The sequence below is a fragment of the Ramlibacter pinisoli genome (assembly GCF_009758015.1).
Taxonomy (GTDB): Bacteria; Pseudomonadota; Gammaproteobacteria; order Burkholderiales; family Burkholderiaceae_C; genus Ramlibacter; species Ramlibacter pinisoli.
Map to the genome: position 1 here is coordinate 2,392,938 of NZ_WSEL01000003.1, position 16,572 is coordinate 2,409,509.

Annotated in this window: 18 protein-coding genes; 13 read left to right on the top strand and 5 right to left on the bottom strand. The window is 71.0% G+C overall.

Features of this window, described 5'->3' with window-relative positions; genetic code table 11:
- Positions 1–24: 24 nt before the first annotated feature.
- The 3 genes from GON04_RS12830 to GON04_RS12840 form a co-directional block, all read right to left on the bottom strand.
- A complete protein-coding gene (locus GON04_RS12830; protein WP_157398232.1) occupies positions 25–1,605 on the bottom strand; it encodes an ABC transporter substrate-binding protein in 1,581 nt (526 codons plus the stop codon).
- A gap of 110 nt (positions 1,606–1,715) precedes the next feature.
- On the bottom strand, positions 1,716–2,492 hold the full coding sequence (locus GON04_RS12835; RefSeq protein ID WP_157398233.1) for a DUF3047 domain-containing protein: 777 nt from the start codon (positions 2,490–2,492) through the stop codon (positions 1,716–1,718).
- Positions 2,493–2,596: 104 nt separating this feature from the next.
- Positions 2,597–3,769: a porin gene (locus GON04_RS12840; RefSeq protein WP_157398234.1), complete on the bottom strand. Its 1,173-nt coding sequence runs from the start codon at positions 3,767–3,769 to the stop codon at positions 2,597–2,599.
- 286 nt (positions 3,770–4,055) lie between these two features.
- On the opposite strand from GON04_RS12840, the gene coq7 reads away from it, so the two are divergent.
- Complete coding sequence (gene coq7, locus GON04_RS12845) at positions 4,056–4,673, top strand: 2-polyprenyl-3-methyl-6-methoxy-1,4-benzoquinone monooxygenase (protein ID WP_157398235.1); 618 nt, start codon at positions 4,056–4,058, stop codon at positions 4,671–4,673.
- A gap of 24 nt (positions 4,674–4,697) precedes the next feature.
- Here coq7 and GON04_RS12850 read toward each other — a convergent pair whose 3' ends face one another.
- The gene (locus GON04_RS12850) at positions 4,698–5,147 is read right to left on the bottom strand and encodes an OsmC family protein (protein WP_157398236.1); all 450 of its coding nucleotides are present in this window, start codon (positions 5,145–5,147) and stop codon (positions 4,698–4,700) included.
- A 256-nt stretch (positions 5,148–5,403) separates the two neighbouring features.
- Between GON04_RS12850 and ilvA the strand changes: the two genes are divergently transcribed.
- Genes ilvA through GON04_RS12865 form a run of 3 tightly spaced genes read left to right on the top strand, consistent with a single transcriptional unit; the run spans position 5,404 to position 8,323 of the window.
- Complete coding sequence (gene ilvA, locus GON04_RS12855; RefSeq protein ID WP_157398237.1) at positions 5,404–6,948, top strand: threonine ammonia-lyase, biosynthetic; 1,545 nt, start codon at positions 5,404–5,406, stop codon at positions 6,946–6,948.
- Positions 6,948–7,775, top strand: a complete 828-nt coding sequence (locus tag GON04_RS12860; protein WP_157398238.1) for an adenosylcobinamide-GDP ribazoletransferase — start codon at positions 6,948–6,950, stop codon at positions 7,773–7,775. Before ilvA ends, GON04_RS12860 begins: the two co-directional genes overlap by 1 nt.
- Positions 7,766–8,323: a histidine phosphatase family protein gene (locus GON04_RS12865; protein ID WP_157398239.1), complete on the top strand. Its 558-nt coding sequence runs from the start codon at positions 7,766–7,768 to the stop codon at positions 8,321–8,323. Before GON04_RS12860 ends, GON04_RS12865 begins: the two co-directional genes overlap by 10 nt.
- A 12-nt stretch (positions 8,324–8,335) precedes the next feature.
- Here GON04_RS12865 and GON04_RS12870 read toward each other — a convergent pair whose 3' ends face one another.
- Positions 8,336–8,764 (bottom strand): type II secretion system protein N, encoded by a 429-nt coding sequence (locus tag GON04_RS12870; RefSeq protein WP_338050947.1) that lies wholly within the window; start codon positions 8,762–8,764, stop codon positions 8,336–8,338.
- A 60-nt stretch (positions 8,765–8,824) separates the two neighbouring features.
- Between GON04_RS12870 and gspG the strand changes: the two genes are divergently transcribed.
- From gspG to gspD, 9 genes are read left to right on the top strand one after another with little or no spacing between them, the layout of a single operon-like run.
- Positions 8,825–9,283, top strand: a complete 459-nt coding sequence (gene gspG / locus GON04_RS12875; RefSeq protein WP_157398241.1) for a type II secretion system major pseudopilin GspG — start codon at positions 8,825–8,827, stop codon at positions 9,281–9,283.
- Positions 9,258–9,734 (top strand): pilus assembly FimT family protein, encoded by a 477-nt coding sequence (locus GON04_RS12880; protein ID WP_157398242.1) that lies wholly within the window; start codon positions 9,258–9,260, stop codon positions 9,732–9,734. The genes gspG and GON04_RS12880 overlap by 26 nt, the downstream gene beginning before the upstream one ends.
- Positions 9,731–10,117 (top strand): type II secretion system minor pseudopilin GspI, encoded by a 387-nt coding sequence (gene gspI, locus GON04_RS12885; protein WP_157398243.1) that lies wholly within the window; start codon positions 9,731–9,733, stop codon positions 10,115–10,117. Before GON04_RS12880 ends, gspI begins: the two co-directional genes overlap by 4 nt.
- Before the next feature lies 1 nt (position 10,118).
- Positions 10,119–10,826: a prepilin-type N-terminal cleavage/methylation domain-containing protein gene (locus GON04_RS12890; RefSeq protein ID WP_181654023.1), complete on the top strand. Its 708-nt coding sequence runs from the start codon at positions 10,119–10,121 to the stop codon at positions 10,824–10,826.
- Entirely contained in the window at positions 10,823–11,806 is a 984-nt protein-coding gene (gene gspK / locus GON04_RS12895) for a type II secretion system minor pseudopilin GspK (protein WP_157398244.1), read from the top strand. Before GON04_RS12890 ends, gspK begins: the two co-directional genes overlap by 4 nt.
- Before the next feature lie 57 nt (positions 11,807–11,863).
- On the top strand, positions 11,864–13,075 hold the full coding sequence (gene gspL / locus GON04_RS12900) for a type II secretion system protein GspL (RefSeq protein WP_157398245.1): 1,212 nt from the start codon (positions 11,864–11,866) through the stop codon (positions 13,073–13,075).
- Positions 13,072–13,554, top strand: coding sequence for a type II secretion system protein GspM (gene gspM, locus GON04_RS12905; RefSeq protein WP_157398246.1), 483 nt, complete (start codon positions 13,072–13,074; stop codon positions 13,552–13,554). Before gspL ends, gspM begins: the two co-directional genes overlap by 4 nt.
- Positions 13,551–14,369, top strand: a complete 819-nt coding sequence (gspN, locus tag GON04_RS12910) for a type II secretion system protein N (protein ID WP_338050948.1) — start codon at positions 13,551–13,553, stop codon at positions 14,367–14,369. Before gspM ends, gspN begins: the two co-directional genes overlap by 4 nt.
- 5 nt (positions 14,370–14,374) lie before the next feature.
- Positions 14,375–16,570 carry a type II secretion system secretin GspD gene (gene gspD / locus GON04_RS12915; protein ID WP_157398247.1) on the top strand — a complete coding sequence of 732 codons (2,196 nt, stop codon included), beginning with the start codon at positions 14,375–14,377 and terminating at the stop codon, positions 16,568–16,570.
- Positions 16,571–16,572: the final 2 nt, after the last annotated feature.

Below are 16,572 nucleotides of genomic sequence, written 5' to 3' on the forward strand. Positions count from 1 at the left end.
CGCTCGCGACCGGGTTTCGTGACGTCAGTTCACCTTGATGAGGCGCCAGTCGAGCCGGTTGTCGGCGCGATGTGTGGCATCGATGGTCTTCTTCATCGCCCAGGGAATGATCTGGTTGTGCAGCGGGATGTGCGACACCGTGTCGTTGCTCAGCTGCAGGCCTTCGGTGAGCAGGCGGTTGCGCACCGGCAGGTCGGTCTCGACCTTGATGCGGTCGACGACGTAGTCCATCCGCTGGTTGCTGTACCGGCCGACGTTGTAGTTGCCGTCGCCGCCCTGGCCCACCGTGCGCGTGAGCGACTGCAGGCTGTACAGCGAATCGAAGGTCGGCACGCCCCAGCCGAGCATGTAGATGCTGGCCTCGTAGCGCTGGATCATCGGGAAATAGGTCACCAGCGGCAGGGTGCGCAGCTTGGCGCGCACGCCGATGCGCGACCACATGGCCGTGACCGCCTGGCAGATCTCCTCGTCGTTGATGTAGCGGTTGTTCGGGCAGGCGAAGTCGACCTCGAAGCCCTGCGGGTAACCGGCCTCGGCCAGCAGCTTCTTGGCGCCGTCGGGGTCGTAGGGCAGGCGCTTGTGCACGGCCTCGGTCCAGCCGGCCACCTGCGGCGCGACGATGGTGCCGGTGGGCTGCGACAGGCCGCGCATGGTGACGCGGTGCAGGCTGTCGCTGTCGATGGACTGGTACAGCGCCTTGCGCACCCGCAGGTCCTTCAACGGGTTCTTGCCCTTGACGCTGGAGCCCGGCAGCTCGTCGCGCGACTGGTCCATGCCGAAGAAGATGGTGCGGTTCTCGACGCCGTCGATCACCTTGAGCGCCTGGCTGGAGCGCAGGCGCGCCAGGTCCTGCGGGCTCGGGTCGAGGATGAAATCGACCTCCCCGGACAGCAGCGCCGCCACCCGGGTGGCCTCCGACTTGATCGGCGTGTACACGATCTCGGTGACGTTGCTGTCGGTGCGGCCCCAGTAGTTCGGGTTCTTCACCAGCACCAGGCGCTGGTCGGGCTGCCACTCCTTGACGGTGAACTGGCCGGTGCCCAAGGCATTGCGGTGGGCGAAGGTCTCATCCTTGGTGCGGATGTCCTTGGGGTCGACCGAGCGGTTCTTCTCCGCCCAGGCCTTGCTCATGATGCGCAGCTCGGTCAGCTGGTTCAGCAGCACCGGGTTGGGCCCCTTCATCAGGAAGTCGACCGTGTCGTCGCTGACCTTCACCACCCGGTCGATGCCCTGCGTATAGACCTGGTAGTTGGAGGACTTGGACATCGCACGCGTGATGGAGAACACCACGTCGTCCGCCGTCAGGGGCGAGCCGTCGCTGAACTTCACGCCCGGGCGCAGCGTGAACCGGACCTGGGTCGGCGTGATCTCGCGCCAGCTGGTGGCCAGTTGCGGCTCCGGCTTGAAGGTCTGGCTGTTGTAGTAGACCAGCGAGTCGTAGATGGCGGCGTGGACTCCGTTGCCGAGCGCGTTGTTCTGCGAGTGGATGTCGAGCGTCGGGATGTCGCTCGCGCTGGACCAGCGGAACGTCTTGGCGTGCAGCGCCGGAGCGCCGGCCAGCGCCGCGATCGCGGCGGCGCACACGAGTGCGGATTTCATCCCCATGATCACCTCGTCTTGTCGTGGAAGGGCGGCGGCCCCCAGGCCGCCGGGAACGACTCTGCGGTGCGGGATGGTCGGCGTCAAACCGGGATTTCCCCGGTCCGGCGTCGCGATCAGGGCGTGGCGGCCAGGGCACCGAACCGCACCGGCCCGTACCAGGCCTTGGCGAGCGAGCGGGTGTTGTCGCTGTCGGTCATGATGGCCACGCCGATCAGCGCGCCGGGCGGTTCGCCGAACGCGCGCTCGTAGTCGGCCCGGATGTCCCGCTCGTACTCGAGCCAGCGGTTCAGCTTGTTCGGTCCCGACTCCAGCACCAGCTTGCGGATGCGCTCGGTGCGCGGGCTGCGGATGACGGTCCCCGGCGCGCGCTGGTTGCACCACACGTACATCAGCGTCGCATAGGGCATCTCCTCGCCGGTGAGCGTGCGCATCAGCTCGGACAGCATGGCGTCCTTGGCCGACAGGCGCGAGCGGTCACCGTCGAAGGCGAGCATCACCCGCACCGGGGAATCGTCGGCATCGCGCGTGGCCAGGTCGGCCTCGGCGATGAGCTCGGGGACCTTCCAGGAAAAGCGCAGGCTGCCCAGTTCGGCCGGCTCGATCCGCACCTTGTGGCGCACGGTGCTGGCCGCCGCATCGGCCGTCGCGGCCAGGGTGTCGCGGCCGTCCTGGCGCACGGACTCGAATTGCACGTCTCGCTTGCCGGGGAAACTCTGGTGCAACCAGCCTTCGGTCCCGGTGCCCGCCGGCAGCCGCGAGGCTTGCGCCCAGGCACTGGCGCCGATCGGTGCCGGCTCGGCGGGCGTGGTCATGCATCCGGACAGCGGCCCGCACAGGGCCACGAGCAGGGACAGGGTGAGGGAAGGGGACAGGCAGGCAGGCAGGCGCATCGGTCTTCGGCGTTCATCACAACGACGCCGTTCAATGAAAAAAAGCCGCCCGAAGGCGGCTTTTGGATTCTTCCTGTCGGAAGCCCGGTGACCCGGGCTCCAGATTAGAAGACGTGACGCAGGCCCAGGTACACCAGGCTCTGGTCGGCGCCGGCGCCGATGGCGGCAGCACCCGAGTTGCCCAGGCTGTTGTTCGTGTACAGCTGGTACACGGCGGCCGACTCGTTGTCCAGCTTGGTGTAGCTCACGCCCAGCGAGGTGCGCTTGGACAGGGGGTAGTTGTAGCCCAGCGAGAACATCTTGGCGCCGGTGTTGGCAGCGGTGCCGCCAACGCCCAGCTTGACGTCGCCAGCGCGGGCGTACATACCGATCAGCTGGCCGGTGCCCAGCGGCACGGTGACCGGCAGGATCCAGACGCTACGCTGGGCGGTGCCGACGCCGGCCACCGAGGGGGAGGCGGCAGCGGTCAGGTCACGCAGCTCGGAACGGTCGTAGGTCAGGCCGACCTTGGCCACGCCGAAGTCCCAGCCAGCGCCCAGGGTGTAGGCGCGCTGCGAAGCGGCGGTGCCGGTGGCGGCGTTGTCGCCGGTCGTGGCAACCGTGCCGCCGGTGGCGGTGTGACGGTAGTACGAGAAGCGAACAGCCAGGGGGCCCTGGTCGTAGTTCAGGCCCAGCTGGGCGGCGCTACCACGCGAGGTGGTGGCCGTCACGGCGCGCTCGGAACCGTAGGGGTTGAAGCTGTACGACACTTGGCCGGTGAAGCCAGCCAGGTTCGGCGTGACGTAGCGCAGGGTGTTCTGCGAACGCGAGGTCACGGCGATCGAACGGCCCGTGCCGCCCGAACCGTTCACGAAGCCTTGCAGGCCGCAGCTGGATGCTTGCAGAGCGATGGCGGTGCCGTTGCCGGCGATGTCATCGTTCACGCTCGTGCAGTAGTGGGTGTCCATCTGACCAGCTTGGAACGCACCCCAGCCGCCACGCAGGCCGACGAAGGTGTTGCCGCTGTTCACGCGGGTGGCGCCGGCGGTGCCGTCGTCCATGCGGAAGCGGGTGTCGAGCTGGAAGAAGGCAGCCAGGCCGCCACCCAGGTCTTCCGTGCCGCTGATCAGCATGCGCGAAGAACCGTCGATCAGGGCGGTGTTGCTACCGGTGCCCGTGCCGGAGAACGAAGTGCGGCCAACGCCTTCCTTCAGGATACCGCCGAGGGTGACGGACGACTGAGCAGAGGCAGCGCCGGCGGCAGCCAGCACGGCCAGAGCGATCAGGGACTTTTTCATGCAAGTTTCTCCAAGGTTAAACATAGGGCTCCGGTTCGAAGGGCTCACGAATGCAGGCACTCACATGCTCCCGCCGGATCCCCGGGCCAACCTCCTTTTGGAAGGTTGGCGCTATTGCACCAGAGGGCCATTCGTGACGCAAAGTATTTAGCCGCTGCCAAGCCGTTTCGTTGCACGGGGGCAACAAGGTCCCTCAGGCACAGTGGAAACTGCGCAACAGGGGCCCGCCGGGGCTGCCGCGGCGCGGCCCGCGCCCGGTCGAGCGCCGGCGTCCTAAACTCGGTCCATGGACAGATTGCTGGGAGCCGCCGATGCCGCGCTGCGGACCTTGTTTGCCAAGCCGCGGGCGCTGCGCGACTGCCCGGTCGTGCCGGCCGAACCGTCGAACCTGACGGCCGACGAGCGACGCCACGCCGGGGCCCTGATGCGGGTCAACCACGTGGGCGAGATCTGCGCCCAGGCCCTCTACGCGTCCCAGGCGGTGGCCACCCGCGACCCGCTGCTGCGCGAGCAGTTCGAGCAGGCCGCGCGCGAGGAAACCGATCACCTGGCGTGGACCCAGGCCCGACTCGACGAGCTGGACGCCCGGCCCTCGCTGCTCAACCCGCTGTGGTACGCGGGCGCCTTCACGCTGGGCCTGCTGGCGGGGCGGCTGGGCGATCGGGTCAGCCTCGGCTTCGTGGTGGAGACCGAGCGGCAGGTCGAAAGCCACCTCGACAGCCACCTGCGCCGGCTGCCCGCCGGTGACCACGCCTCCCGTGCCATCGTGGCGCAGATGAAGGCGGACGAGGCCGCACATGCGCAGCAGGCCCTCGACCGGGGCGCCCTGGAATTGCCGGCGCCGGTCAGGGGCCTGATGCGCGCCGCGGCCCGCGTCATGACCACCACCGCGCACTACATCTAGAGGAGCCGCCTTGGCGGCCGGCCACTAGGCCTCGCGCACCTCGAAACTGGTGGTGATCTCGGCCGTCTTGGCCAGCATGATGGTCGCCGAGCAGTACTTGTCGTGGCTCATCTGCACGGCGCGCTCCACCGCCACGGCCGGGATGCCCCGGCCGGTCACGGTGAAGTGCAGGTGGATCTTGGTGAACACCTTGGGATCGACCGGGGCCCGCTCGGACGTGAGCTTGACCGTGCAGCCGGTGACGGCGTGCCGGCCGCGCTTGAGGATCAGGACGACGTCGTAGGCGGTGCAGCCGCCGGTGCCGGCCAGGACGGTCTCCATCGGGCGCGGCGCGAGGTTGCGGCCGCCGTTCTCGGGACGCGCCTCGTCCGGCGCCCCATCCATGGTGAGCACATGCCCACTTCCCGTTTCAGCCACGAACCCCATGGGGGACTGCGTGCCCGCCGCCCCGGTCCAACTCACTGTGCATTCCATGTCTAGCCCCGCCCGTGAGGCCGAGCCCGAGCTCAGCCGTGAAGTTTTCGACGCACCTGCCGTCCGGCTTGCTGCGACGCAGCAAATCTGACGCTATACTCGTTTCGCAGCATAACGAACCCGTTGTGCACCGTTTGTCTCCTCCACCTTCTCCTTTGGTGGACTTAGCCCCCGGACCGCAAGGTCCAGGGGCTTTTTTCTGCGCCCGGACGGGCTCGCGGGGCGGCCGAAAACCCGCCACTTATCATCCCGTGCGATGACCAAGCACCTGAAGCCGGCCGATTACCTGAAGAAGATCCTGACGGCGCGGGTCTACGACGTGGCCGTGGAATCGGCGCTGGAACCGGCCAAGGCCCTCAGCCGGCGCCTTCACAACAAGGTGCTGCTCAAGCGGGAAGACCAGCAGCCGGTGTTCAGTTTCAAGCTGCGCGGCGCGTACAACAAGATGGCGCAGCTGGAGCCGCAGGCGCTCAAGCAGGGCGTGATCTGCGCCTCGGCCGGCAACCATGCCCAGGGCGTCGCGATGGCGGCGCACCGGCTGGGCACCCGCGCGCTGGTGGTGATGCCGGTCACCACCCCGAACCTGAAGGTCGACGCCGTCAAGGCGCTCGGCGGCGAGGTGGTCCTGCACGGCGACAGCTACTCCGATGCCTACGGGCACGCCGTCGCGCTGTGCGAGCAGCAGGGCCTGACCTTCATCCACCCGTTCGACGACCCCGACGTCATCGCCGGCCAGGGCACGATCGCGATGGAGATCCTGCGCCAGCACCAGGGGCCGCTGGATGCGGTGTTCGTCGCCATCGGCGGCGGCGGCCTGGTCTCGGGCGTGGCCAACTACATCAAGGCCGTGCGTCCCGAGATCAAGGTGATCGGCGTCCAGATGAACGACTCCGACGCCATGCAGCAGTCGGTGGCGGCGCACAAGCGCGTCACGCTGGCCGACGTCGGCCTGTTCTCGGACGGCACCGCCGTCAAGCTGGTGGGCGAGGAGACGTTCCGTATCGCCCGCGAGCTGGTCGACGAGTACGTGGTGGTGGACACCGATGCCGTGTGCGCCGCCATCAAGGACGTGTTCGTCGACACGCGCAGCATCGTCGAGCCCGCCGGTGCCATGGCGGTGGCCGCCATCAAGCAGTACGTCGCCAGCAACAAGACGCGCGGGCAGACCTATGCCGCCATCCTGTGCGGCGCCAACATGAACTTCGACCGCCTGCGCTTCGTCGCCGAACGGGCCGAGGTCGGCGAGGAGCGCGAGGCCCTGCTGGCGGTCACCATCCCCGAGGAGCGCGGCAGCTTCAAGCGCTTCTGCGAACTGATCGGCACCCTGCCCGGCGGCGTGCGCAACGTCACCGAATTCAACTACCGCATCAGCGACGCAGCGCAGGCCCACGTGTTCGTCGGCCTGACCACCAGCGGCAAGGGCGAGTCGGCCCGCATCGCCGCCAACTTCACCCGGCACGGCTTCGAGGCGCTGGACCTCACGCACGACGAACTGGCCAAGGAGCACCTGCGCCACATGGTCGGCGGCCATTCCGGCCTGGCGCGCGACGAGCGCCTGCTGCGGTTCGTGTTCCCGGAGCGTCCCGGCGCGCTGATGAAGTTCCTCTCGCACATGCGGCCGAGCTGGAACATCTCGCTCTTCCACTACCGCAACCAGGGCGCCGACTACGGCCGCATCCTGGTCGGCATCCAGGTGCCGGCCAGCGACGGCGCCGCCTTCCAGTCGTTCCTCGACACGCTGGGCTATCCCTACGTCGAGGAAACCGCCAACCCGGCCTACCGCCTGTTCCTGCGCAGCTGATGGGCTGGACCGCACGGACGACCGGGTTCCTGCGGCACTACCTGTTGGCGGTGCAGTTCTTCACCCGCCTGCCGGTGACCGGCGGCCTGGCGCGCTGGGTGGGCTTCAGCCCCGCCATGCTGCGCGCCAGCGCGGCGCATTTCCCCGGCGTCGGCTGGCTGGTCGGGGTGGCGGCCTGCCTGGCCTTCGCGGTCACCGCGCTGGCCCTGCCCGTCTCGCCCTACACCCCGCTGGCGGCAGCCGTGGCCTCGACCGCCTGCACCGTGTGGCTCACCGGCGCGTTCCACGAGGACGGACTGGCCGATCTGGCCGATGGCCTGGGCGGCAGTGCCGAGCGGGAGCGGGCGCTGGCCATCATGAAGGACTCGCGCATCGGCGCCTACGGCGCCATCGCCCTCCTGCTGGCGCTGCTGCTGAAGGTCGCGCTGCTGGCCGTGCTGGCCTCGGTGGCTCCGCTGGCGGTGCTCGCCGCCCTGCTCGCCGCGCATGCCGTGTCGCGCTTCTGGCCCCTGGTCCTGATCCGCACCATGGCCTATGTCGGCGACGCCGACGGCTCCAAGAGCAAGCCGCTGGCCGAGCGCATCACGACGGCGGCGGTGTGGACCGGCGCTGCCTGGAGCAGCGTGCCCCTGGTGCTGGCCGGCCTGGCCCTGGGCGCGCCGTTTGCGCTCGCCGGCCTCGCGGCCAGCGCACTCGCCGCGGCGTGGATGCGGCGCCTGCTGGCGCGCCGACTGGCCGGCTTCACCGGTGATGCGCTCGGCGCCACCCAGCAACTGGGTGAGCTCGCGTTCTATGGCGGCGCCGCCGTCGCGCTGGCATGGGCGTGACGCTCTGGCTGGTGCGCCACGCCGTCACCCTGGCGGCACCCGGCCTGTGCTACGGACGACTGGACCTGCCGGCCGCCGGGCCAGCCACGCGCGCCGCGGCCCAGGCGCTGGCGCGCGCACTGCCGCCTGCAACCCCGCTGCGCCGCTCGCCGGCGCAGCGCTGCCGCCAGCTGGCCGAGGCGCTCGCCGAGCTGCGCCCCGACCTGCCCGCGGCGATCGTCGACGAGCGGCTGCACGAGATGGACTTCGGCGCCTGGGAAGGCCGTCCCTGGGAGGCCATCGGCGCGCCGGCCCTGGCGGCCTGGACCGCGGATTTCGCCTGCCATGCACCGGGTGGCGGCGAGACGGTGCAGGCCCTGCTCGCCCGCGTCGGCCGGGCCCTGGCCGATGCCCGGGCCGCGCGGCAGCCCGGCGCCTGGATCACGCACGCCGGTGTGATCCGTGCCTGCCGGCTGATTGCCCGCGGTGTCGACCGTGTCGAATTGGCGGCCGACTGGCCGCGCGAACCGGTGCCGTTCGGCAGCTGGGAAACGATCGACCTGGCCTGAACGGCCGGGTGCTCACTGCGCTTGCGGTGCCTTCGGCAGTTCGAGCGTGACGACGGCCGGGCCGTCGCTGCTGGCAGCCAGCACCGCCCGCCGCGGTTCGACCGACTTGAGTACCAGGCCTTCGTCGATCGCGCTGCCGACCCGGTACGGCTTGGCGGGCCGGCCGTCGACGGCGATCAGGGCGGCGCCCTGGTGGGAGCGTGCGGCCACCACCCCGATGAGGTTGAACCGGCTCGACACGGCAGGTGCAGCCGGCGCGGGACCGGCGGTGGTGGGGCCGGGGGCGACCTGGCCCAGCAGGCGGCCGACCGCCGCCGGGTCGACCGGCGCGGGGCCGCGAACTCCGGCGACCGGACCGGCTCCAACGGCGGGCGAAGAGCCGAGCTTCAGGCCCCAGTAGGCGATGCTGGCCGCGGCCAATGCCCAGAGCAGGAACGTCACGCCCCGCAAGGTCCAGCTTCCGGCCCTATTGCTCACCATGCGCCGATTATCATTGATGCAATGTCCACGACGACCCTCCTGAACCCGCTGCGCCGTGCGCCGCGGCGCCTGGCCCAGGCCGGCTTCACCCTGATCGAACTGATGGTGGTGCTGGTCATCATCGGCGTGCTGGCGGCCCTCATCGTGCCCAATGTGCTGGACCGTGCCGACGATGCGCGCGTCACCGCGGCCAAGACGGACGTCAACAACCTCATGCAGGCGCTCAAGCTCTACCGCCTGGACAACCAGCGCTACCCGACGGCCGAACAGGGGCTGCAGGCGCTGGTGGCACGCCCCACGGCGGCACCGGCTCCGATGAACTGGAAGCAGTACCTCGAGCGCCTCCCGAACGACCCCTGGGGCCGTCCCTACCAGTACCTCAACCCGGGCGTGAGAGGCGAGATCGATGTCATGTCGTACGGCGCCGACGGCCAGCCGGGCGGCGAAGGCAAGAATGCCGACGTCGGCTCCTGGCAGTAGTCCGATCGGCTCTCCCCTCGCACGCCGGCGCCACGCCGGCTTCACGCTGATCGAACTGCTGGTGGTGGTCGCGATCATCGCGTTCGCCAGTGCCGGCGTCGCCTTCGCGCTGCGCGACAGCGCCTCCACCCAGCTCGAGCGCGAAGCGCAACGGCTCTCGGCCCTGTTCGAATCGGCGCGCGCGCAATCGCGCAGCAGCGGCATTCCGGTGGTCTGGCATCCGGTGCAGGGCGGGTTCCGGTTCGAGGGGTTGCCGCGCGGCGCGCTGCCCGAGCGCTGGCTGAGCGACGCGACCGTGGTGGCGGGCGACGCCCGCGTGGTGCTCGGCCCCGAGCCCATCATCGCCCGCCAGGAGCTGGTGCTGGGGTCCACCGCCGTGCCGCAACGCACGCTGCGCATCGCCACCGACGGCCTGCGCCCGTTCACGGTCGGCAACGAGGTGGCGCCATGACGACCAGGGCCTGTCCGCGCCGGCGCCGCGCCCGCCTGGTCGGCTTCACGCTGATCGAAGTCCTGGTGGCGCTGGCCATCGTCGCCATCGCGCTCACCGCCGGCCTGCAGGCCACGACCTCGCTCACCAACAACGCCCTGCGGCAATCGAGCGTGCTGCTTGCGCAGTTGTGCGCGGAGAACGCCCTCACGAAGATCCGGCTGGCACGCCAGATGCCCGGTGTCGGCGAGAACCGCAGCGGCTGCCGCCAGGGCAACGTCGACTTCGAGGTGGCCGTCACGGTGGCGGCGACGCCGAACCCGAACTTCCTGCGCGTCGACGCCCAGGTCTTCGAGGCCGCGGCGCCGGTGCTGCGGCTGTCCACGGTCTTGGGGAGGTACTGAGGTGGCACGCAGGGCCCGGGGCTTCACGCTGGTCGAACTGCTGGTGGCGCTGTTCGCGCTCGCCCTCATGGCCGTGCTCAGCTGGCGCGGGCTGGACGGCATGGCGCGGGCCCAGGAACAGACCCGGGTGCGGGCCGACGAGGTGCAGGTCCTGCAGACCGGCCTGGCGCAATGGGGCGCCGACCTGGACGCCCTGGTCGAGTTGCCGCCGTCCAACGCGATCGACTGGAACGGCCGCGTGCTGCGCCTGACGCGCAGCGCGCCGGGCACGCCCACCGACGGCGTGGTGGTGGTCGGCTGGAGCCGGCGGATCGACCGCGGCGTCGCCCGCTGGATGCGCTGGCAGTCGCCGCCGGTGACCACCCGTGGCCAGCTCGACGAAGCCTGGCGGCGCGCCGATGCCTGGGCGCAGAACAACGCCGCCATCCCTGGCGCCAGCGAAGTGGCGGTCACCGGCCTGCAGGACTGGCAGGTGTTCTATTACCGCAGCGACGCCTGGACCAACCCGCTGTCGAGTGACCAGACCCAGTCGTCGACCACCACTCCGGCACCGGGGGCCGGCGCCACCACGCCGCCGGCGGGCACGCGGACGGCCACCGTCCCGGATGGCGTGCGCATCGTGCTGCTGCTGCCGCCCGGCCAGGCGATCACCGGCGAGCTGACGCGCGACTGGGTGCGGCCCACCGTCGGCGGGGGCAAGTCGTCATGACCCGGCCCCGGCAGACCGGTGCCGCCCTGCTGGCGGCCATGCTGACGGTCACTCTGGTGGCCACGCTGGCATCGGCGGCACTATGGCAGCAATGGCGCGGCGTCGAGGTGGAGGCGTCCGAGCGCATGCGGCTGCAGGCCGCCTGGGTGCTCACCGGGGCCCAGGACTGGGGCCGGCTCATCCTGCGCGAGGATGCGCGCAACGGGGGAGCAGACCACCTGAACGAGCCCTGGGCGGTGCCGCTGCAGGAGGCCCGCCTGTCGACCTTCCTGGCGGCCGACCGCGGGGCCGCCGATGCGACCGGCGACAACGACAACGTCTTCCTGTCGGGCCAGATCATCGACATGCAGGGCCGCCTGAACCTCAACAACCTGGTGGAAGCCGGCAAGATCTCCGAGGTGGGCCTGCGCAGCTTCCAGCGCCTGTTCGAGCTGCTGGGCCTGCCGCAGGCCGAACTCAACCGCCTGGCCGAGAACCTGCGCTTCGCCTCCGATATCAATATCGACAACCAGTCGGCGGCGCAGGCGCCCCTGATGCCGCAACGGGTTGAACAGCTGGCCTGGCTGGGGCTGTCGCCGGCCACCATCGCGGCGCTGACACCGCACGTGGCCCCCTTCGTCGCCCTGCTGCCCCGCTACCAGGTGAACATCAACACGGCCAGCGCCGAGGTGATCTATGCCGCCATCAACGGCATCACCCTGGCCGACGCCCAGGAGCTGGTGGCCCGCCGGGCCGTTTCGCCCTACACCAACCTGTCGGACGCCAGCCGGCTGATGCCCCAGTACGCAGCCGCCTTCACGGAGGGGACGGTCGGGGTGAACTCGCGCTACTTCGAGGTGCGCGGCCGCCTGCGGCTGGACCGGCTGATCGTCGAGGAGAGGTCGCTGGTGCGGCGCGACGGCCTCGAGGTCCGCACCCTCGCGCGCGAACGGGCGGCGGTCGATCCCGCGCTCGTGATGCAGGCCGGCACCAGTCGGTAAAAAGGCCGCGTCTGGCTCGGCTGCAGAGTTGGCCGGCTCCCTACAATGGCCCTTCCCATGAGTTCGATCTACGTCCTGCTTCCCCCCACGCCCGTCACGGCGCAGGCCGAGTTCGAGTATCTGGTCTCGTCGGACGGCCAGACGGTGTCGGTCCATGCACAGGCCGTGCCGGCCCTGCTGCCTCTGCCGGCCGGTGCCGGCAGCGAGGTGGTGGCGATCGCACCGGCCGCGGCGTTGTCCTGGCACCAGGTCACGCTGCCGCGCGGCGCCGGTCCGCGGTCGCCGCGGCTGCGCGCCGTCCTCGAGGGCCTGCTGGAGGAGCGCCTGCTGGACGACCCCGACCAGCTGCACTTCGCCGTCCAGCCCCAGGCGGCCGCCGAGGCCCCCGCCTGGGTCGTCGCGTGCGATCGCGCCTGGCTGCGCAGCGCCTTGCAGGTGCTCGAGATGGCGGGGCGCCCGGCGGCGCGCGTCGTGCCCGAGTTCGCGCCCGAAGGCGAACCGGCCCTGTACGCACTGGACGACCCCGACCTGCCGCAGCTGGCCTATGCCGGCGCCGACGGCGTGCTGCTGCTGCCGCTGGCCAGCAGTTCCCTGGCGTTGTTGCCGCCTGATTTGCCGGCGGCCACCCCCGTGGTGGCCGAACCGGCGGTCGCCTCGCTGGCCGAGCAGGTACTGCAACGCCCGCCCCAGCTGCAGCCCACCGCGGCCCGTCTGCTGGCCGCGGCCCGCACCCGCTGGGACCTGGCCCAGTTCGAATTCGCCAGTTCCGGGCGCGCCCGGACCATGAAGAAGCTCTCGACCGGCTGGGCCGACCTGCTGCGGGCGCCGCAGTGGCGGCCCGCGCGCTGGGCGGCGGCGGTGCTGGTCGCCGCCCAGCTGCTGGGCCTCAACGCCTGGGCCTGGAAGGAGCGCTCGGCGCTCGCCGCCAAGCGCGAAGCCGCCCGCACGGTCCTCACCGACACCTTCCCCCAGGTGCGGGCGGTCGTCGATGCGCCGGTGCAGATGGACCGCGAGGTCGCCGCGCTGCGCCAGGTGACCGGCGGCATGTCGTCGCGCGACCTGGAGGCGCAGCTGGGCGCGCTGGCGGCGGCGGCGCCGCCGGGCCGCGCCGCCACGGCGCTGGAATTCAACGGGTCCGAGCTGCGCGTGCGCGGCCTGGCCGCCTCCGAAGCCGAGGCCCGGCCGGTGCTCCAGGCCCTGCGCAGCCAGGGCTACGCCGGCACGCTGCAAGGTGACACGCTGGTCGTGCGCGCCGAGGGGCAGCCATGAAGCTCCCGCCCAAATGGACGGCCGCCTGGCAGACCCTGGCGCCGCGCGAGAAGATCCTGGCCGGCGCCGCGGCGGCGCTGGTGGTGCTGGCCCTGCTGTGGTGGCTGGCCGTGGGGCCGGCCCTGGCGGTGGTGCGCACGGCCGAGAGCCAGCACCAGGCGCTCGATGCACAGCTGGGCCGCATGCAGGGGTTGCAGCAGCAGGCCAAGGCCCTGCAGGCCCAGCCCAAGCAAGGCTACGACGAATCGCTCAAGCAGCTGGAGGCGGCGGTGCGCCAGCGCCTGGGCACCAGCGCCCGCATGACGGTCAGCGGCGAGCGCGTCACCATCACGCTCACCGCCGCGCCGGCCGATGCGCTGGCCACCTGGCTGACGCAAGCTCGCATCAACGCCCGCGCCCTGCCGAGTGAAGCTCGCCTGAGCCGCGGCGCCTCGGGCGGCTGGGACGGCACCGTCGTCGTCACCCTGCCGAGTCGGTGAGGCGGGAGCAACCGGTGCGCCGCACGCCGTCTCCCCTGTCCCGCATCCCGCCCGGGCCGTGGGCCTGGGCCGTGGCCGGTGCGGCCCTCGGCTTCGCGCTGACGCTGGTCTTGTCCATGCCGGCCCGCTGGCTGGCCGACAGCCTCAGCGAGGCGACGGCCGGCCGGGTGCGCCTGCACGACCCCCGCGGCACGGTGTGGAACGGCTCGGCGCAACTGGTGCTGGCTGGCGGGGCCGGCAGCAACGACGCCGCCGTCCTGCCTTCCCGGCTGACGTGGACCCTGCGGCCCGCCGTCACGGGCGTGCGCGCGACGCTGCGCTCGGATTGCTGCATCACCACCCCGATCGCCGTGCTCGCCCGTCCCGGCTGGCGCGGCGCCGCGGTGCGCGTGGGCGATGGCGTGTCGCAGTGGCCGGCCGCCCTGCTCAGCGGCCTGGGCACGCCCTGGAACACGCTCGAGCTGGACGGCAACCTGGTGCTGCGCACGAAGGACCTGGCGCTGCGCTGGACCGAGGGCCGGTTCACCGTCGCCGGCAGCGCCGAGCTGACGGCCGAGCGCCTCGGCTCGCGGCTGTCGACGCTGCGTCCCATGGGCACCTACCGCCTCACGCTGTCGGGCGGCGCCGTGCCATCCCTGCAGCTGGCCACGGTCGAGGGCGCGCTGCAGCTGTCCGGCAGCGGCCAATGGGTCGGCGACCGGCTGCGCTTCACCGGCGAGGCCACCGCCGCGCCGGAGCGTGGCGCGGCGCTTGCCAACCTCCTGAACATCATCGGCCGACCTGCCGGCACCCGCTCCATCATCTCCATAGGCTGATCGTCATGACTCTCCGTCGCTCTCTCGTGACCCTCGCCGCCGGCCTGCTGGTCGCCGGCGCCAGTGGCACCCACGCGCAGCGGGCCAGCGAGCCGGTGACGCTGAACTTCGCCAACGCCGAGATCGAGGCCGTGGCCCGCACCATGGCCGCCATCACCGGCCGCAACATCGTGGTCGACCCGCGCGTGAAGGGCACCATCTCGCTGTCCACCGAACGCCCGGTGCCGCCGCAGCAGGCCTTCAACCAGTTCGTCTCGACGCTGCGCCTGTCGGGCTTCACCGTGGTCGATGCGGCCGGCCTGCTGAAGGTGGTGCCGGAGGCCGACGCCAAGCTGCAGGGCGGCACGGTGTCGGTCGGCTCGCCGCCGGGCGGCGCGCAGATCGTGACGCAGATCTTCCGGCTCAACTACGAGACGGCCAACAACCTGGTGCCCATCCTGCGGCCGCTGATCAGCCCGAACAACACGATCAACGTCAATCCCGGCAACAACTCGCTGGTGATCACCGACTACGCCGACAACCTGCAGCGCATGGGCCGCATCATCGCGGCGCTGGACGTCTCCAATGCCACCGAGGTCGAGGTGCTGCCGCTGAAGAACGCCCTCGCGTCCGACCTGGCGCCAATGGTGCAACGCCTGGTCGAGGCCAGCGGCTCGCCGGCCGCGGCGGCGCAGGGCCAGGCCGACACCTCGTTCCGCACCACGGTGCTGGCCGAGCCGCGCACCAACACGCTGATCGTGCGCGCCTCCAACGCAGCCCGCATGAACCTGGTGCGCACCCTGGTCGACCGCCTCGACCAGCCGCGCGACGTGAACCCCGCCGGCAACATCTACGTCGTCTACCTGAAGAACGCCGAGGCCACCCGGCTGGCCACCACGCTGCGTGCGGCGATGGCCGCCATGGGCACCGGCACCGGCGCCCTCTCGGTGCAGGGCGGCACCATCCCGACGGCGGCGGCGGTGCAGCCGCAGCAGATCGGCGGCACGCTCGGCAGCACCCTGAGCGGCCCGGCCACCACCGCCGCCCAGCCCACGGCCCAGCCGTCCACCGGCGGCCAGATCCAGGCCGACCCCGCCACCAACTCGCTGATCATCACGGCGCCGGAGCCGCAGTACCGCCAGCTGCGCGCGGTCATCGACCGGCTGGACGCGCGCCGGGCCCAGGTCTTCGTCGAGAGCCTGATCGCCGAGGTCAACGCCGACAAGGCCGCCGAGTTCGGCGTGCAGTGGCAGAACATCTTCGGCGACAGCAGCAGCAGCCGGATCGGCGTGCTGGGCACCAACTTCAGCGTCGGCGGCACCAACATCATCAGCCTGCAGCGCGGCGCCGCCGACGGCACCGTGGCGCCGTCCACCGGCATCAACCTCGGCATCGTCAAGAACATCAACGGCACCTTCTACCTGGGTGCGCTGGCGCGCTTCCTGGAATCCAACGCCGACGGCAACATCCTCTCCACCCCCAACCTGCTGACGCTGGACAACGAGGAAGCGCGCATCGTCATCGGCCAGAACGTGCCGTTCATCACCGGCCAGTTCACCAACACCGGCGCCGCCGCCGGCTCGGTCAACCCGTTCCAGACCATCGAGCGCAAGGACGTCGGCCTGACGCTGCGGGTGCGGCCGCAGATCAGCGAGAACGGCACGGTGCGCATGCAGATCTTCCAGGAGGTCTCGAGCGTGCTGGCCACCTCCGTCAACTCGCCCACCGGCCTCATCACCAACAAGCGTTCGATCGAATCCAACGTGCTGGTCGAGGACGGCGCCGTGGTGGTGCTGGGCGGCCTGCTGCAGGACGAATACGCGGGCAGCGTGGAGAAGGTGCCCGGCCTGGGCGACGTGCCGGTGTTCGGGAACCTGTTCAAGAGCGAGGCGCGCAGCCGCAAGAAGACCAACCTGATGGTGTTCATGCGTCCGGTGGTGGTGCGCGATGCCGCCCAGACCGACGAGCTGTCGCTCGACCGCTACGACCTCATGCGCCTGAAGCAGGACAGCGTGCAGCCGCGCTCCAGCGTGGTGGTGCCGATCAACGAGGGGCCGATGCTGCCGGTGCCGGGAACCCGCACCACCCCGGGCGGGTCCATGCCGATGTCGCCCACCGCTCCGGTGCCGCCAGCCGCGCCCGCCCCCGCGGTGCCTGCGCCGGCCGCACCGGTGGCACCGGCCGCGCCACCGGCCCCCGCCCAGACCGCGCCCGTGCGCTGATT

Excerpts from the sequence above, each read along its gene's own strand:
- GON04_RS12830 (WP_157398232.1), bottom strand. The coding sequence starts at position 1,605 with ATGGGGATGAAATCCGCACTCGTGTGCGCCGCCGCGATCGCGGCGCTG.
- GON04_RS12835 (WP_157398233.1), bottom strand. The coding sequence starts at position 2,492 with ATGCGCCTGCCTGCCTGCCTGTCCCCTTCCCTCACCCTGTCCCTGCTC.
- GON04_RS12840 (WP_157398234.1), bottom strand. The coding sequence starts at position 3,769 with ATGAAAAAGTCCCTGATCGCTCTGGCCGTGCTGGCTGCCGCCGGCGCT.
- coq7 (WP_157398235.1), top strand. The coding sequence starts at position 4,056 with ATGGACAGATTGCTGGGAGCCGCCGATGCCGCGCTGCGGACCTTGTTT.
- GON04_RS12850 (WP_157398236.1), bottom strand. The coding sequence starts at position 5,147 with ATGGAATGCACAGTGAGTTGGACCGGGGCGGCGGGCACGCAGTCCCCC.
- ilvA (WP_157398237.1), top strand. The coding sequence starts at position 5,404 with ATGACCAAGCACCTGAAGCCGGCCGATTACCTGAAGAAGATCCTGACG.
- GON04_RS12860 (WP_157398238.1), top strand. The coding sequence starts at position 6,948 with ATGGGCTGGACCGCACGGACGACCGGGTTCCTGCGGCACTACCTGTTG.
- GON04_RS12865 (WP_157398239.1), top strand. The coding sequence starts at position 7,766 with ATGGGCGTGACGCTCTGGCTGGTGCGCCACGCCGTCACCCTGGCGGCA.
- gspG (WP_157398241.1), top strand. The coding sequence starts at position 8,825 with ATGTCCACGACGACCCTCCTGAACCCGCTGCGCCGTGCGCCGCGGCGC.
- GON04_RS12880 (WP_157398242.1), top strand. The coding sequence starts at position 9,258 with ATGCCGACGTCGGCTCCTGGCAGTAGTCCGATCGGCTCTCCCCTCGCA.
- gspI (WP_157398243.1), top strand. The coding sequence starts at position 9,731 with ATGACGACCAGGGCCTGTCCGCGCCGGCGCCGCGCCCGCCTGGTCGGC.
- gspK (WP_157398244.1), top strand. The coding sequence starts at position 10,823 with ATGACCCGGCCCCGGCAGACCGGTGCCGCCCTGCTGGCGGCCATGCTG.
- gspL (WP_157398245.1), top strand. The coding sequence starts at position 11,864 with ATGAGTTCGATCTACGTCCTGCTTCCCCCCACGCCCGTCACGGCGCAG.
- gspM (WP_157398246.1), top strand. The coding sequence starts at position 13,072 with ATGAAGCTCCCGCCCAAATGGACGGCCGCCTGGCAGACCCTGGCGCCG.
- gspD (WP_157398247.1), top strand. The coding sequence starts at position 14,375 with ATGACTCTCCGTCGCTCTCTCGTGACCCTCGCCGCCGGCCTGCTGGTC.